The organism is Cobetia sp. 3AK, assembly GCF_029846335.1.
GTDB classification, from domain to species: Bacteria; Pseudomonadota; Gammaproteobacteria; order Pseudomonadales; family Halomonadaceae; genus Cobetia; species Cobetia marina.
The window spans coordinates 124,349-142,559 of sequence record NZ_JARWKR010000009.1; the positions used below are offsets into that span (position 1 = coordinate 124,349).

Below are 18,211 nucleotides of genomic sequence, written 5' to 3' on the forward strand. Positions count from 1 at the left end.
TGAGACAGACCATCACGAGATTCGTCTATTCAATATTGCGCCCGGCCACTCGCGCCGGGCACAAGGCAAGGAAAGCATCATGGCCTACGCCGGGATCAGCAACGAGAACGAGTTCTACAGCGAGCACTACCTCGCGGACATCTTCGAATCCAACATCTCCGACGTGCTGGAGCGCTGGAAGCAGCAGGCCAGCCAGGACGACACCCGCACGCCGTGGAGTGCCCTGAGCCGTCGCGGCCACCAGCACCTGCGTGACATCGAGCAGCTGGAAGGCCTGCGTGGTGCAGACGCCAATGCACGTGTTGCCGCCGCGCGAGCACTGAATGCCCCGCTGCTGTCGATTCTCGGCTACCACGCCGCGCCCAGGCGCCAGCTGCTGTCGGATGACTGCGAAATCCCGTTGCTGGCCGAGCTGACCAACGCCGATGGCCATCCGCATCTGTGGGTCGTCGAAGCCTTCTCGACAGAGGCTGCCGAAGGCGACCCGCTGGAGGCACAGCCGCACCCGGCGCAGTACCGCACCACCAGCGAAGGTCGCGATGAAACACCGCTGCCGGAGGCCATGAGCAAGCGTCTCGCTTACGGCAAGGCCAACTGGCAGGCGTTGATCTCACGGGACATCTTCACGCTGGCTCGTCCGCCGCGCTGGGTACTCCTTGTCTCGCCCCGCCAATGGATTCTGATCGACCGCGCACGCTTTGCACGTGCCCAACTGCTGCGCTTTGACTGGGTAGAGCTGCTCGGCCGCCGTGAAGACCCGGCCCTCAAGGCCGCGAGCGTGCTGCTCTCCCGCGAAGCCATCAGCGAAGAAAGCGGCCAGAGCCTGCTGGATACCCTGGACGAGAACGCCCACAAGCACGCCTATGGCGTCAGCGAAGACCTCAAGTACGCGCTGCGCGAATGCATCGAGCTGCTCGGCAACGAGGCCGCACGGCAACTGGTCGAGAAAGCCCGCAGCCAGAAGAAAGGCATCTACTCCGGTGCCAACGAACTGGACCCGGACGTGCTCTCCCGCGAATGCCTGCGTGTGATGTATCGCCTGCTGTTCCTGTTCTACATCGAGGCCCGCCCGGAGCTCAACTACGCTCCGGTCGCCAACAGCATCTACCTGAACGGCTATTCGCTTGAACGCCTGCGCGAGCTGGAACTCACCCCGCTGACCAGCGAACGTGAGCGTCAGGGCAGCTATCTGCATCATTCCATCACTCAGCTGTTCACTCTTGTCTATGAAGGCGTGAACACTGGCCAGCAGATGGACATGACCCAGGCGATGAGCGCGCGCGATGGCGCCTCCGCCTTCGAGATGAGTCCGCTGCGCTCGCACCTGTTCGAACCGGGCCGCACCCCGCTGCTCAATCAGGTCGTGTTCCCTAACTACCTGTGGCAGCGCATCATCGAGCTGATGTCACTCTCTCGTGCCAATGGGCTCGGCAAGCGCCGTGGCCGCATCAGCTATGCACGCCTGGGCATCAACCAGCTGGGTGCTGTCTACGAGGCACTGCTCTCCTATCGAGGTTTCTTCGCCACCGAAACACTCTTCGAGGTCAAGAAGGCCGGCGAAGCCAACCCCGATGCACTGGAGACCGGCTACTTCGTGCCGGAGCACGAGCTGCACCATTACGCCGAGAACGAACGCGTCATGCTGCGCAACGAGCATGGCGAGCAAGTCCACAAGCGCCATGAGCGCGGAAGCTTCCTCTATCGCCTGGCCGGGCGTGACCGCCAGAAGAGTGCCTCCTATTACACGCCGGAAGTGCTCACTCGTTCATTGGTCAAATACGCCCTCAAGGAGCTGTACCGCGAGCAGCTGGAGCCCCTCGCCGATGACGCTGCCCGCGCCCGGCATATTCTCAGCCTGACCCTGTGCGAGCCCGCCATGGGCAGCGCCGCCTTCTTGAATGAAGCGATTGACCAGCTGGCCGACAAGTATCTTGCCCTCGCCCAGAGTGCCGGCCTGGCACTAGGTGAGCCATCATTGTCAGGCGAGCAAACCGCTGTGGGCCGCAGCGTTACCAAGGTTGCCGCCAGCAGCACTGACACAGACAAAGGCACAAGCACAGCCCAGGAACACCGCATCCCCCAGTCCGAGTACGCCGCCCACAAGCAGCGCGTCAAGATGTACCTGGCGGACCACTGCGTGTTCGGGGTTGACCTGAACCCGGTCGCCGTGGAGCTGGCCGAAGTCTCGCTGTGGCTGGCCGCCCTCTCGGATGACCGCTTCGTGCCCTGGTTCGGCTTCCAGCTGCATACCGGTAACTCACTGATTGGTGCACGCCGCGAGTGTTATCCCGCCAGCAGCCTGCCCCTCAAGGGCAACAACGCCGCCAGCTGGCTGAAGACAGCGCCCAAGGCCGTGCCCTTTTCGCTCGAATCACAGACAGCACTCGAATCACAGAGAGCGCTCGAGCCACAGACGGCGCCCGTACCTACGCAAGAGTCAGTCGGTATCTGGCACTTCCTGCTGCCCTTCGATGGCATGGCGGCTTATGACGACAAGGTCGCCAAGACGCTCTTCCCGGAGCAGATCAAGGCGCTGAAAGCGTGGCGCAAGGACTTCGTCGCGCCCTTCGACCGCACTGAAATCGAACGTCTGGAGGCACTCAGCCGCAAGGTCAGTGCGCTGTGGGATGAGCACGCCCGTGAGCTGCATCGCCTGCGCAACAGCACCTCAGACCCCTATGCCATCTACGGCCAACCGGCCAAGGGTCGGCGTAGCAGCATGGCCGACAAGGACGCCGCGCATGACGCCATCAGCCGTCCGGAGCAGAACAATGCCCCCGCCTATCAGCGCCTGAAACTGGCGATGGATTACTGGTGTGCACTATGGTTCTGGCCGCTGGAGGAGCACGAAGCACTGCCCTCACGCGCCGAATGGCTGTTCGACCTCGAGACACTGCTGGCCGGAGACACCCTCGGCCAGGGCCCGACCACCGCCACGCCGGATCTGTTCTCATCAAGTCTCGCCATCAGTCAGCCCGACGGCACCTATGATGTCGAGCAGGAAGGCCGCTCCTTCGTCGACCGCTTCGGCGTCGTCAACCGCGATCTGCTCCTCAAGGCGTGCCCGCGTTTTGCCATGGCGGCCAATATTGCCGAGCGTGAACGCTTCTTCCACTGGGAGCTGGAATTTGCCGATCTCTTCGCCGGCCTGCACAACGGCCGCCAGGGCTTTGACCTGATACTGGGGAACCCGCCCTGGCTCAAGGTGGAATGGGAAGAAAGCGGCGTGCTCGGTGATCACCAGCCGCGCTTCGTGCTGCAGAAGTTCTCGGCAAGCCAATTGAATACACTGCGCGAACAGGCCATGCACGAAAACCCCGGCCTGCAGGATGCCTGGCTGGCCGATTACCAACAGTCGGATGCCACCCAGGCCTTCCTCAACAACGTCAGTAACTATCCGCTGCTCAAGGGTGTACAGACCAACTTGTACAAATGTTTCCTGCCGACCGCGTGGCGGCTCGGTAATGACAAGGCTATCTCTGGTTTCCTGCACCCGGAAGGCATCTATGACGACCCTAAAGGTGGCCTGCTGCGTAAGGCGGTATACCCACGTTTACGCGCGCACTTTCAGTTTATCAATGAAACCAAATTGTTCTCTGAAGTCCATAACCAGACACAATTCAGCATCAATATTCATGGTGCTGAAAAGTCAGCGCCAAGCTTCTTGCAGTTAGCCAACCTCTTTATCCCCACGACCATCGATCAGTGTTTCTCGCATGATGGCCACGGGATCGTCTCTGGCATCAAGGAAGAAATCGAAGAGAACGGCCGCACCAAAGCGCGCTGGAATTTTACAGGTCATGCTGATCGTGTGATTCGTATCGATGATGAAGCATTGCAGCTGTTCGCCAAGCTTTACGACAGCGAGGGTACACCTTCACTTCAGGCGCGCCTACCGGCTCTTCATGCTCGCCAGCTCACCGAAGTCCTCAAGTGCTTTGCACGTCAGCCTAAACGATTGGGCGACCTGAAGGGCGAATATAGTTCGACAGTAATGTTCGATGAAACTTATGCCCAGCGCGATGGCACCATCGAACGGAAGACTCAATTCCCTGCTACCAGTAAACAATGGGTGCTGAGCGGCCCACATTTCTTTGTGGGTAATCCGTTCTATAACACGCCACGCGCCATCTGCTCGAGTAACAAGGCTTACGATAGCCTCGACCTCACCACCCTACCCGCGGACTATCTGCCGCGCACCAACTACGTGCCTGCCTGCGATGCGGAAACCTATGCTGCCCGCACGCCGCGCGTCAGCTGGGTGGAAGAAGGTGAAAGTGAGCCGAGGAAGGTGACGGAGTATTATCGTTTTATTAGCCGAGAAATGCTAAGTCAGTCAGGAGAAAGAACCTTAATTGGAACCATTATTCCCAAGGGACCAGCAAACATACATACATGTATCCAACAAGTTTTCAGAAACACATATGACCTTATTAAATTTTATGTTAGCTCTATATCTCTTCCTGTCGATTTTCAGGTCAAAACTACAGGTGCAGGTCATGCTAACAAGAGTGTGATTTCTAAATTCCCTTTAATTGAATTCAGTGGGGATCTTGAAAACCAAGTTTTTTCTAGAGCACTTGTACTCTCCAGCTTAACTAACCATTTTTCTGAACTATGGGAACACCTTTGGTGTAATGATTTCATACATCAACGCTGGGCCAGTACCAGTCCGATGCTGGATCACGACTTCTTCGCCAACCTGACCCCGGAATGGCAGAGAAACTGCGCCTTGCGATACGACTATGCCCGCCGACAGGCTTTGGTAGAAATTGATGTGCTGGTGGCACAGGCGCTGGGCATGACCCTGGAGCAGTTGATCACCATCTACCGCGTACAGTTCTCGGTGATGCGCCAGAACGAGGCCGATACCTGGTACGACGCCAAAGGCCGGATAGTCTTTACCCCAAGCAAGGGGTTGGTGGGTGTGGGCCTGCCGCGCAAGGCACGCAAGGCGGACTTGAACGACGGCATTCACTACTCCATCGAATCACCGGAGCTGACCGAATACGGTATTGCCTTGGGCTGGGAAGACATCCAGCACCTGGAGCAAGGCGTCGTCCGCAAGACCTATCAGGATGACACCCTGCCCGGCGGGCCCTATGAAACCACGGTGGAATACCACGCGCCCTTCACTCGCCCAGACAGAGAAGCGGATTACCGCGAGGCATGGGCCTTCTTTGCGTCAGAGATGGGCGATAAAGACACAAACGACATCGCAGTGAGTGAATCGGGCTAGCGTGACGGTAACACCTTGATCGCCCCGTACTGAATGCATGCCACACACCGTATTTCACGTAATAACAGCCGCTGTCGGCCCCCCCGTCAGCGGTTGGCACCACTTGGACAAGGCCCAGAGAGGCCCGCAGGGAGCAACCAACATGATTGAACTGATATCCAGCCATCTGGAAGGCCAGCTGTACGGCAGCAATGCCGATACCATCACCGGTATCTTCTGCTGGGCAATACTCGTGATCGGAATAGTCGCCCTGATGTGTTATAGGCAGGACAAGGCGCGCAGCTTTACCCATTACACCCCTAACCTGCTCACCTCGCTGGGCATGCTGGGCACCTTTATCGGTATCGTCATTGGTCTGTTGCACTTCGATACCACCAACATCCAGGACAGCATCGCCCTGTTGCTGGATGGCTTGAAGACCGCCTTCATGACCAGTCTGTTCGGTATGGCGTTGGCCATGCTCTACAAGATCACCACTGGCCTGAAGTTCATGCAGCCCAAGACGGATGTCGCCTCTGGCCCGGATGAAGTCGGCCCGGAGCACATTCACCAGGTGATGCTGCAGCAGAATGAGCAACTCACCAAGCAGGCTGCCAATCTGGAGAAGCTGCATCTGGCGATTGCCGGTGACGACAGCGACACTCTCACGGGTCAGATTCGTCTGCTGCGCCAGAATCAGGATGACAACCACAAGGCGCTGGTGCGCGAGGTAGACCGCCAGTCCACCGCCGCTGAAGCCTTGGGCACCCACGCCGAAGCCCAACGTCAGCGCTTTGACGCCTTCGCGCGCGAGCTGAGTGAGCAGATGCACGAGTTCGCCGAGATGATGTCGAAATCCGCCACTGAGCAGGTCATCAATGCCCTGAAGGAAGTCATCCAAGACTTCAACAACCAGTTGACGGAACAGTTCGGCGAGAACTTCAAGGCACTGGATGCCTCGGTGAAGTCATTGGTGGAGTGGCAGGAAAACTACCGCCAGCAGCTGGGCGAGATGCGTGATCAGTATGCTCAGGGCGTCACTGCCATCACCGACACCGAGAAGAGCGTCGCCAACATCAGCACCAGCGCCAGCGCCATCCCGGAGACGATGTCAGGCCTGGAAACACTGCTGACAGCGACTCAGCGTCAGCTGGCAGACCTAGAAGCCCACCTCGCCGCCTTCGCCGACATGCGCGACAAGGCCGTCGAGGCAGTGCCGCAGATCAATGCGCAGGTCGAGAAGACAGTGGCCGATATCTCCCAGGCCGCTCTCAATGCCGCAACCCAGCTGGTCAGCGGGGGTGAAGAACTCAAGAAAGAACTGGTCGACGGCACCGCCAAGATCAACGCCGAGATGATTGAAGGCGCCTCAGGCCTCAACGAACGCTACAACAGCGTTCACCAGTCACTGCAAGGCACGTCAGATCACCTTGCCACCCAGTCCGAGCAGATCGCCGGTCAGTTCCGTGACGCTCATGAAACCGTCAATGCCCAAGTGCGTGAGATGGTCGAGCATCTTCAGCAACAGCACGAAGCCATGGGCAAGCACCTCACCGAGGGCAATGAGCGTATTGCTGGGCAATTGTCTGAAAGCTCCGCGCGCTTGAGCGAGACGCATCGCAAGGGTATCGAGATCGCGGAACAGCAAGTGACCTCCCTCAGCGACAAGCTGGGCGAACACTCCACTCAGCTGACCCGCCAGCTAGGCGAGGCTGGAGAAGCCAATCAGAAGCAACTACACGAGACGCTGGAAAATGGTCTGAAGCAATATCAAGGCCAGCTGACAGCGGCCCAAGAGCAACTGCAGAGCGCACTTAATAAGGTATCTGAAGATACTCAGAAATCACTCAATGGCCAGTTTGAGACATTGAATAAAGAAACCCAGAATCAGCTGCAGAACGTCATAGGCGAAATGGGTAACGCCCTCGTCACGATTACGGAGCGCTTCACACAGGATTACGGGCGATTGACCAATGAGATGCATCGTATTGTGCAGCAGGCTGACAAGGAAGGAGCCTTCTGATGAGTCGTCTTGATGCCATCTTCGGTCGTGGCAGCGCGACCGGTAGCGAAGAGGAGCACCATTGGCTCAGCGTCTCTGACTTGATGGCCGGGCTGATGATGGTGTTCTTGCTAATTGCAGTCGCCCTGATGATGCATGCCAATCAGGTACGCCAGGGAGTCACCGATGTCGCCAAGGCCTATCAGGATACTCAGGTTGCCATCCTGAGGGCCTTACAGGATGAGTTCTCGGATGACCTCTCTGACTGGGAAGCGGAGATAGACCCTGAAACGCTGGCTTTCACCTTCCAGTCACCGGAGGTACTGTTTGCCACCGGCTCGGCCAGCCTTCGCCCTCGCTTCGAACAGATTCTGAGCGATTTCTATCCGCGTTATCTCAAGGTGCTCGCGCCTTTCAAGGATAGAATCCAGGAAGTACGTATAGAGGGCCATACCTCCAGCCGCTGGAACCATCGTGTCAGCGATGACGAGGCTTACTTTCTGAACATGCAGCTCTCGCAGGACCGCACGCGTTCAGTGCTGGGATATCTATACCAATTACCTGAGACACAGACTGAAAAATCCTGGATCAAGAAGACAACCGCAGCGGTCGGTTACTCTTCGGCCCACCCGAGACTGAATGAAAATCAGCAGGAAGATGCAGAACGCTCTCGGCGTGTCAGCTTCCGCATTCTGACCAATGCCGAAAGTCAGATCCGTGCCATTCTCGATGAGGTCGGCCAATGAAGCTGGAAATTGATCTCCGCGGGTTATGGGAAAATGTCAGAAAAATGGGAGCTGAGGGTCCTCAAGAAACAATTCGCTTTCCTCCAAGAAAAGTCGACGCTCCCCCCTGGAACACTGTGGATACTGACCCACCCACTGGCACCACGGGTGAACCAGGTATTGCACAGCCCACTGAGCCAGCCGTGCCTATTGAGGGCGGAGCATTATCTGAAGAGTCTTTCAAAATTGTGGAAGGCCCTGGCGGCCTTCTTCAGAAAGATGGCCAGCAGATCATGATGTATATGCCGGGCCATTACCCGGAGCGTTTCGAGAAAGCTCTACAGGATGGTAACGACGGCAATCGTATGCATGTTGCCTTCTGTATACACCTTGAAAAGATGAAACAGAATGGGGCGTACGATACCAAGTACTTTGCGACCCAGCGGATTGATGATCAATTCTCTATTCATGACAACAAAAGCGATCGTAAGGGCCATGCTGCTCTAAAAGTCTGTAAATATTGCTTGAACAAACTCAACTACGATGGCTACGCCGTACCAGGGCGAGGCAAGGGAGCGATTTTCAAGGACTTCTCTTTTGAGACTTTCTTCGAACGCTATGCATCATTCTTCTCTTCTCATCCACTACGTGAAGCCCCTAGAACCCCACAAGAGAAAGGCTACACGAAAGATTGGGCGGAGGTTTCACGTCGATATCGTGCGTCACGCAATTACTGCTGTGAAGAGTGCACGGTAGACCTCAATGACTACCAGTACTTGCTTCATTCTCATCACGTCAATGCCAATAAGCAGGATAATCGTGACGAGAACCTGCGTGCGCTTTGCATTGATTGTCATAGCAAGCAGCCTTTCCACGACCATATGCTCGTGAGTATCAAAGCTCGACACTTGATTGCACAGCTGCGCCAACGCCAGAAAATGCCTGCGCCTGCAAATTGGAGTCATGTGTTTGACCTAGCGGACCCAGGTATGAACGGTGTGATGCACTTCCTGCAGCACAATCATGCCCCGATACCGGTGGTCGGACAGGACATTCAGGATGAGAGTGAAGCTGTCGTCGCTACCCTGGAGTTGGCATGGCCTTCTGCTCAGCTCGCGATTGCCATTACGGTTGAGGATGCTGTAGCCGCCCGTCAGCAGGGTTGGAACATTTTCTCTGTCGAACAAGCGCTGGCCACGCCGGAGCACGTGTTGGGTGCGCTCCGCCAATCACGCTTTACGTGAAATCCGAGAGCTAATAGTACAGCTTAACCTGATAACGAAGGACAAGGACGCCCATGTTACCCAGTGTCGTGGCAGATGAATTGACCCACTCGCTCAGAGACTTTCTGCGCGCGACTTTCCCGGTCAGCACGCCGTATTTCCGTGGCCCGAAACGCGCCAATGGTGACGGAGAGAACACCTGGCTGATCGAGCAGCTGACCGATAGCCCGGACACCTTGTTCAAGGGCCCTTATCTGTCATTGGCACTGCCCTTCCGGCGCGGTGAAGGCGCCGTGCCCTTCACTCACGTCAAGCCGGCCTTCCCGCCCTGGAAACATCAGCAGCAGGCCTTTGATCGCCTGTGCGGTCAGACGCTGGATGCGCCACTGGGGTCTACCCTGGTGGCCACGGGCACGGGCTCCGGCAAGACGGAATGCTTTCTCTACCCCCTGCTGGAGCATTGCGCACGAGTCCGTAGCGCGCCGGGCAGCCAAGGCAAGAATGGTATCAAGGCGCTGATCATCTATCCGATGAATGCCCTGGCGACCGATCAGGCGCGCCGCTTTGCCAAGGAATGCGCGCGGCTGTCACCCAAATTGACCGTAGGCCTGTTTACCGGCGACACCGAGAGCGAACCCTGCACGGTCATGCGTGAAGACAGTGTCATCACCTGCAAGGACACACTGCGTCGCTCGCCCCCGGACATTCTGCTCACCAACTACAAGATGCTGGACTACCTGCTGATGCGCCCGCAGGACCAGCCACTGTGGAAGCACAATACCCCGGGCATGCTGCGCTATCTGGTGGTGGATGAGCTGCATACCTTCGATGGCGCACAAGGGACAGACCTCGCCTGCCTGATCCGCCGTCTGCGTGAGCGACTCGCCATCGGTGACGAGATGGCGTGCGTAGGCACCTCTGCCACCATCGGCGGCGAAGGTGGCAGCGACGACATGCTGGCCTATGCCAGTGATGTCTTTGCAACGCCCTTCGATGCCTCGTCACTGGTGCGCGAGGACCGTCTTTCGGCGAAGGAGTACCTGAATGGCGCTCAAGAGAAACTGGGCGAGATCGCTTTCCGGCATGTTCCCCGCAGCCCTGCTGAACTGGATTCTCTGACCACTCGTGATCACGAGAACGCAGCGGATTATCTGGCCATGCTGGCAGCCAGTTGGTTCCCGCTACAGGACAGTGATACGGAAGGCGAAGCACCCTCCTGCAGCCCCGCCATTCTCGGCGACCCGAATCATCCGGAACACGAACGGCACCGGATTCTGCTGGGTAATGATTTGCGTCGTCACTCGGCCTTCCATGATCTGCTGGGACGCCTGGCGAGTGTCACCGACATGCAGGCGCTTGCCAGTGATTGGCAACGTCGCCTGGGCACATCTCGACGAGATGCGGCCTTGCTGCTGCAAGGGTTGGTCGCCCTCGTATGTACGGCACGTGATCAGGTCAGTGATGCCAGTGGCAAGCTATGCACGACGCCGCTTCTGAACGTGCGCGTACAGCTGTGGCTACGTGAGATGTCTCGTATGGTCGTCAGTGTCGATGCTCAGCCTTCACTGCTGTTCAGTGATGACCTGAGCGGGGATGCACTGAGCGGCGGCAATGAACTACCAGATGCCCCCGCCGCAGATGATGACGAGCGCGATGCTTCTCTGCCCGCCAGCAACGACGGCGCGGAGAGCCAAATGTCCGGACTCGCACTGCCATTGGTGCATTGTCGTGAGTGTCATTCCGCGGCGTGGGGCACACTCAAGTCCATCGACTCTCCTCAGGTCAGCGATGACTTGAGCCGTATCTATACGGCGTACTTCGCCAAAGACCCGGACATGGTGTTGCTTTACCCCCTGAAGGAAGGCGAGACACCTCCTGTGGCCAGCAAGGGGGAAGTTCGCCACCTGTGCCCGTCCTGCAAGCGTATGGGTAGCGCCAATCGCGATAGCAGTGATGAGTGCCCGCATTGCCAGCAGCCCGGCAGGATTCGTGTCTGGATGCCTGCGCTGATCGAAACACGCAATGACAAGACGATCAGCGCCGTCGATCAGTGCCCCTGCTGTCAGGCGCATAACGGCCTGGCCATCGTGGGCTCCCGTGCTGCCTCGCTTTCCAGCGTGATGCTGTCTCGACTGTATCAATCCGACTTCAATGATGATCGCAAGGTGATTGCCTTCTCGGACTCCGTACAGGATGCCGCACACCGGGCCGGTTTCTTCGAGGCACGTACCTGGAGCCAATCTCTGCGCCAAGCCTTGATAGGCTGGGCCAGGCAACAACGTTTGCCAATGGATCTCGATGCCTTGGCCCAGGGCTTTGCTGACAATGAACGCCAGCGCGCGGGGAGTGATGCCGATTTCGTGGGCCGTTGGCTTCCACCCAATCTGGATTGGCTACAGGACGCTCGCGAATTACAGGAAACCGGCATTCTACCGGCCGGCAGCGAACTGCCGGAATTGATCGCCAAGCGCCTCGATTGGGAAGTACGCAGCGAACTGGGACTGGGCAGCCGTATCGGCAGGACACTCGAGCGACAAGGCTTGCTGGGCTTGGGTGTCGATGTCTCGCGTCTCGATCGAGCACTGACCCAATTGCGTCATCAATGGCGTGAACAGCTGCCCCATCTGGCTGCGATAGCTGAGCTACATTCTCAGGCGCTGGAACAGTGGCTGCTGGGTGTGCTGCATCGCATGCGCGTCCGCGGTGCCTTCATTCACCCTGCCATGCGCGAGTTCATCGCTCAGGGCGGTGACAATTCCTTCATGCTCAACCGTACTCAGCCATCGCTGTTTCTTCCCAACTACGGTCCACGGCGTCAGCCGCCAGCCTTTGTCAGTCTGGAACCCATCGGCAAGTTCGTCGATTGTGTCACTGGTGGCAGTCAAGGCAGCACACGCAGTGCCAGCCTTTGGTATCGCCATTGGCTGACTCACCACCTGCCTATCGATAGCCTCAGCAGCGCTGGCGACGTGGCCCAAGCATATCGGTTGGCGTTTGAAGCGCTATCGCGCGCGGGCCTGGTGGAAGAGCAAGGCCAGAGTCAAGGTCGTAGCATCTGGGGCCTTGTCCCGGCCCACTGGCATGCCAGTACCCAGCTCCTGCCGTTACGGTGTAGCCAGTGCAGCCAGCGCGTACAGGTACCTTCGACGGCACTACCCAACTGGCTGAACATGCACTGCCTGCAGCCACATTGCCAGGGCCACTTGCAGGCAGCCCGTCCGGCGCTTTGGAGCCTGACCCCGGCGCATCAATCCGGGGCGCGCCTGGTCAGCCATGAACACACCGGGCTTCTGGACGCCGACACCCGTGCACAAGTGGAGCACTCCTTCATCAAGGGCAAGCGCCCGTGGGACATCAACCTGCTATCCGCTACCCCGACGCTGGAAATGGGCATCGACATCGGGGATCTTTCCACCGTACTGCTGTGCTCTACCCCTCCGGCACAGGCCAACTATCTGCAGCGCATCGGTCGTGCCGGGCGCCGCGATGGCAATGCGCTTAACCTGACTATCGCCAATGGCGCACCGCATGATCTGTACTTCTTCTCTCGACCACAGGAAATGATGAGCGGCGAAGTCGCGACGCCCGGAGTCTTCCTGAAAGCCCGCGCAGTACTGGAGCGCCAGCTACTGGCCTTCTGCCTTGATGCGTGGATGGCCAGCCATGCACAGAATGGCAGCCTGACCCCCTCGCTGCTGCCCTCTCGCCTGACTCAGGTGCTGGATGCGGTGAATCACAAGGCCGATGATGGCCCGAATACCGGGCGCTTCCCCTATACCCTGCTCGGATACATCGAACAGCATCATGCCGACTTGCTGGCACGCTTTCTCGCGCGCTTCCCGCATCTGGATGAGGAAGACCGTGATTACCTGAGCCAGCAGTTGATGCCGGACGCCACTGCCGCCTCGGCGACGCTTCGCTCAGGCCTGAAGGCCCGTGTCATCAACACATTGACGCGCCGTGCCGAGCAACGCCGTGCCTGGAAGCTGGAGATCAAGGAGTACGACCGCGCACTGGAGCATCTGAGGGCGCAGCCAGAAGACGAACATGTGCGCAACGAGATCGAGGCCATCGAGGTCGAGCGTCATGGCCGCATGAGCCTGTTGAAACAACTGGGCCAGCAACAGACGCTCAACTTCTTCACGGATGAAGGGTTACTGCCCAACTATGCCTTCCCGGAGGAAGGCGTGACGCTCAATGGCATGGTGATCCGCCACGTCAGCAAGGCACAGGCTGCCAGCGGCAAGAGCTACGAAGTGGTACATCATGAGTTCCAGCGCCCGGCGCAGAGTGCTTTGGTGGAGCTGGCCCCTCTCAATACTTTCTATGCCCTGGGACGCACGCTGACGATCGATCAGATCAACCTGCGTGGTCAGGACATCGAACATTGGCGACTATGCAGCGTATGTCACTACAGCGAGTCGCTGGCTGAGGGAGATATTCATGGCAGCTGCCCACGTTGCGGCAGCCCTCAATGGGGAGATTCGGCTCAGAAGCGCAGCTTGCTGCGCCTCAAGGAAGTCACGGCCACGGTACGCGACCGGGACAGCCGCATCGGAGATGACAGCGACCAGCGTCAACCAGCGTTCTACAACCGCCAGATGCTGGTGGATATCAAACCGAACAGCGCCAGCCATGCCATGCGCATTGATGACCCCGCCTGCCCGTTCGGCTTTGAATTCATCGCGGATGCACGCTTCGTGGAGATCAACTTCGGTCGCGGAGGCGATGCTGGCGATACGTTGAGTGTCGCGGGTAAGGAGGCCTCGCGCCCGGGCTTTGCGGTCTGTGCGCATTGCGGAAAGGTCCGCTACAAGGGCCAGAAGGAGAAAGAGCAACACACGCCATGGTGCAAGGTGGTGCGCAACAAGCTGCCCGACACTCCAGAGAATTTGCATAACGGACTCTTCCTGTATCGCGAACTGCACTCGGAAGCCCTGCGCCTGCTGTTGCCACTCTCCGATGTCGCGATGTCGGAACGTGCGCGTCAGTCACTGATCGCAAGCCTCCATCTGGGGCTGAAGCGCTACTTCCGTGGCAGCGTGGACCATCTGCGCCTGACCGAGCAGGAAGTCCCCGCCACCCAACAGCAACCCGCCCGCCATTACCTGGTGCTCTACGATACTGTCCCCGGTGGTACCGGCTACTTGAAGGAACTGATGCTGGCCCCGGAAAAACTGGTGGACATGCTGGCCTTGGCCCGCGACACCATGCGTGACTGTGCATGCGAAGATGAGCCAGGGCGGGATGGTTGTTATCGCTGCCTGTTGGCTTATCGCCAGAGTCGTCATCTCAAGGACACATCGCGTGATACGGCACTGAATCTGCTTGAGCGCATCATCTCGCGTCGTCATCTGCTGACGGAAGTCGCGGGGCTGGAGAAGATCGACCTCAATGTGCTGGTGGAGAGCGAACTGGAGCAACGCTTCATCGACCTGCTCAACCAGCCCTCGACCGAACACAGTCTCGGCCAGGAACTGGTCGATGGCACACCGGGCTGGCGACTGACCTTCAAGGGCCAGGGCCAAGGCAATGGCCCGCTGGTCAGCTGGCAGATTCGTCCGCAGGCCGTACTTGGACCAGGCCAGGGAGTCTCGCGCACGACACGCCCGGACTTCTTGATGACCCCGCTCAGCGCACCCAAAGGTACGCAACCGATCGCCATCTATCTCGATGGTTATCAATATCATCGTGAGCGAGTCGGCGATGATGCCGAGAAACGTCAGGCAGTGCTGGCCAGTGGACGTTATCGGGTCTGGACACTGACGTGGCGCGACCTGATGGGAGAAAAGCATCAATGCGCCAGCCTCGCGGATATCGAGATACCTCAATCATTGCTCAAGGTGCTCCAGGCCAAGGCGAGTACTCCCGAAAAGCAAGAGTGGCTCAAGACGCTCGCACCACTCGCCGTGAATCATGCTCGCCAGCTGATGAATGGCTCTGCCTTTGACGATCTGCTCAAGTATGCCGCGCAACCCGACCTGCAGAGCAAGGAGTGGCATCAGGCTTGCCTGACTCAGTCACTTGCCTGGCTGACCATGCAGACGCACAACAATCCCTCATTGCTCACTCGCTTGAGCAATGAATTGCAGGAAAATCTGCTGGAGCCGCTGGCCATCAACTTGCTGGACACTTCAATGGGGCCACGTCTCTTTGGGGGCGTCCTGAACAGCTTCGATAACAGCAAGGGGCGTTGTGAGATATTGGTAAGTATTCCTCAAACACAGGTGCAATCCGACAGTGGCATCCGCAATCACCTGCACCTGCATCTTTCGCTGGATGACCGGGATCTGGAAGCCACACTCAAGGACGAGGACCATTGGCGCCGCTTCTGGCAACAAGCCAATCTCCTGCAATTCGCTCCACGCCTGACTCTCAGCAGCACGCGTGGCGTGGCGGCTGGTGAAGGGTTGCTCGAGCCCTCCTACTGGTGGCCAGCAGATGAAGACGCCACGAGCAATACTAGGCATGACGATACCCGCACCAACGACACGCAGGCCGACAATGCCTGGGAAGAGATCCGTGCCAACAGCCTGCTGAACCCGGAATGGCTGGAGGCCTTGATCGCTCAAGGGGTAGCAGTACCTGAAAGCGGTGTGGACCTTCTGGATGCCGCTGGTGAGGCCAGTATCATGCTCGAGCTGAGCTGGCCGGAAGACAAGATTGCCATCAGCTCGACACCACTGCCCGAGGCGTTTGCTGACTGGCAGGTGATCCTGTTTGATGACACTACGGGTCTGCCCATCGACAAGGATGCACTCACTCAGCTGGGCCATTGGCTCGCCGCGACAGCCTGACTGTAGAAGTACCGGACAAGGACGCAGCAACATGACAGTACCCTCAGCCACGCAGCATCAGCCGACCATCGCTCTCGCGCAGGAATTTCTCGGCGCGCTGAGCAACATTCCGCGTGCCAAGCAGAACAAGGTGCAGGACCTGATCGGCAAGTTTCGCAGCAACCCCCGCTCCTCGGGTATCAATTACGAGATCATCCGGGATGCCCGTGACAAGAACATGCGCTCGGTCCGCGTGGACCAGGAATATCGCGCGATCGTGCTCAAGCCTGAGAAGGGCAATGTCTACGTCTTCATGTGGGTCGACAAGCATGATGATGCCTATGACTGGGCACGCCGCCATGAAGCCAGCATCAATCCCCAGACAGGCAGCCTCCAGGTACTGGCCACCGTCACTCGTGAAGTTTACGAAGATGCTCCTGAGTCGAGCCCGCTGACGTCACCAGTCAATGAGTCTTCAAGCCCGTTGTTTGACGATGTGCGGGATAGGGAGCTTCTGCGATTGGGCGTACCAGAAGCCTTGCTGGAAAGAGTGCGTGAGCTCAAGAGCTCCAGCGCATTGGATGCAATGCAATTCGTGTTGCCGGATGAGGCCTACGAGGCACTGCTCTTCCTAGCGCAAGGTGAAGACAAGCAGGAAATACTGGAGATGTATGGTGCGCCAGATGAAGCCCCCAGCATCGATACCGAAGATTTCGTGCAAGCCTTGCTGCAAGCTGACAGTCAGCGCCGTTTCCACGTGGTGGAAGACGACGATGAGCTGACGCGAATGCTCAATGCGCCACTGGAGCATTGGCGGGTCTTCCTCCACCCCTCGCAGCGTGAACTGGTCGAGCGCGACTGGAATGGTGCCGTGCGCGTACTAGGGGGCGCAGGGACTGGCAAGACGGTCGTTGCGATGCACCGAGCGCGCTACCTGGCGCGCCATGCCGTGAGACGCGGCGAGAGTAACGAACGCAGCATTCTGTTCACGACCTTCACGCGTAACCTCGCGCAGGATATCGAGCAACAGCTCCATCAGTTATGCACACGCCAGGAAATGGCCTGTATCGAAGTCATCAATATCGACCGACTCATCCATCGTCTGACCAGTGGCCAAGGCAAGGCCAGGCTTGCCTATTCCAATCAAGCGGGATACCGCAAGGCGTGGCGCGCAGCACTGCAGCTGATTCCCGATGAACTGGACCTGCCAGAGAGCTTTTACGACGAGGAATGGCAACAGGTCGTCCTCCCCCAGCATGCTCGCACACGCCAGGAATATTTCCGGGCCAGACGTGTAGGCCGTGGCAAGCCGCTGAACCGCCGGCAACGCGCCGCTATCTGGCCGGTATTCGAGGAAATGCGTAATCAGCTGAACAATGCCGGACTGCGTACGATCGAAGACTGTACGTTCGAGGCCGTACAGCTTGCAGAGCAGGGGCAGCTGACACGCCAGTACCGTCATGTCATTGCAGATGAAATCCAGGATTTCGGTGCGGAGTCTCTCAAACTACTGCGCGCTCTTGTGCCTGAAGGCGCCAACGACCTCTTCCTGGTAGGTGACGGACATCAGCGCATTTATGGCCGCCGTGCGACTCTCTCAAGCTGTGGTATCAATGTGCGCGGCCGTCGTGGACGCAAGCTGAGAATCAACTACCGCACGACTGAGCAGACCCGCCGCTATGCCGTAGCATTGCTGGAAGGCGTGGAGGTCGATGACCTTGATGATGGCCAAGACTCCAGCAGTGACTATCGCTCGCTCCTGCAGGGCGAAGCACCTTCCGTGCAGCACTTCGATAGCTTCGATGAAGAAGTGGATGCGCTTGTGCAGCTTCTCGAAGGGTTGGATAAAGAGCCCGATACGGAAGCCGGTGACGGGCAACGCCCTACCCTGCGTCGTGACTGCTGCATCGTTGCCCGAACCCAGCGCTTGCGTGATCAATATGCTCAGGCACTCAAGGCGCGTGGAATTCCGGTGGCCATCATGGAGAAAGAGTCCGGCGATGAGGCAACCGATAACGCAGTCCGGCTCGCCACCATGCACCGGGTGAAGGGATTGGAATTCCGCAAGGTGTGTCTCGCAGGGATCAATGCAGGCGTCGTCCCTGCCCCACGTTCCATGGACAGTGAAGACCCGGTCGAGAAGCGTTACCGGGAGCTCAATGAGCGTGCATTGGTACACGTAGCAGCCACACGTGCCATCGAGAGTCTGCACGTCTCAAGCTTTGGGGAACCGAGTCCTTATCTGACGTCGGCAAACCAATAAAAGG

Annotated in this window: 6 protein-coding genes; all 6 read left to right on the top strand. The window is 58.3% G+C overall.

What is annotated here, in order from left to right:
• Positions 1–79: 79 nt before the first annotated feature.
• The 6 genes from QD228_RS13585 to QD228_RS13610 all read left to right on the top strand — a co-directional run bounded on the left by QD228_RS13585 (position 80) and on the right by QD228_RS13610 (position 18,207).
• A complete protein-coding gene (locus tag QD228_RS13585; protein WP_279875871.1) occupies positions 80–5,239 on the top strand; it encodes a hypothetical protein in 5,160 nt (1,719 codons plus the stop codon).
• Between the two features lie 142 nt (positions 5,240–5,381).
• Positions 5,382–7,241 (top strand): hypothetical protein, encoded by a 1,860-nt coding sequence (locus QD228_RS13590; RefSeq protein WP_279875872.1) that lies wholly within the window; start codon positions 5,382–5,384, stop codon positions 7,239–7,241.
• Positions 7,241–7,966 carry an OmpA family protein gene (locus tag QD228_RS13595; RefSeq protein WP_279875873.1) on the top strand — a complete coding sequence of 242 codons (726 nt, stop codon included), beginning with the start codon at positions 7,241–7,243 and terminating at the stop codon, positions 7,964–7,966. The genes QD228_RS13590 and QD228_RS13595 overlap by 1 nt, the downstream gene beginning before the upstream one ends.
• The gene (locus tag QD228_RS13600; RefSeq protein ID WP_279875874.1) at positions 7,963–9,189 is read left to right on the top strand and encodes an HNH endonuclease; all 1,227 of its coding nucleotides are present in this window, start codon (positions 7,963–7,965) and stop codon (positions 9,187–9,189) included. The genes QD228_RS13595 and QD228_RS13600 overlap by 4 nt, the downstream gene beginning before the upstream one ends.
• A 53-nt stretch (positions 9,190–9,242) precedes the next feature.
• The gene (locus QD228_RS13605) at positions 9,243–15,965 is read left to right on the top strand and encodes a DEAD/DEAH box helicase (RefSeq protein WP_279875875.1); all 6,723 of its coding nucleotides are present in this window, start codon (positions 9,243–9,245) and stop codon (positions 15,963–15,965) included.
• On the top strand, positions 15,922–18,207 hold the full coding sequence (locus QD228_RS13610; protein ID WP_279875876.1) for a UvrD-helicase domain-containing protein: 2,286 nt from the start codon (positions 15,922–15,924) through the stop codon (positions 18,205–18,207). The genes QD228_RS13605 and QD228_RS13610 overlap by 44 nt, the downstream gene beginning before the upstream one ends.
• Positions 18,208–18,211 lie beyond the last annotated feature (4 nt).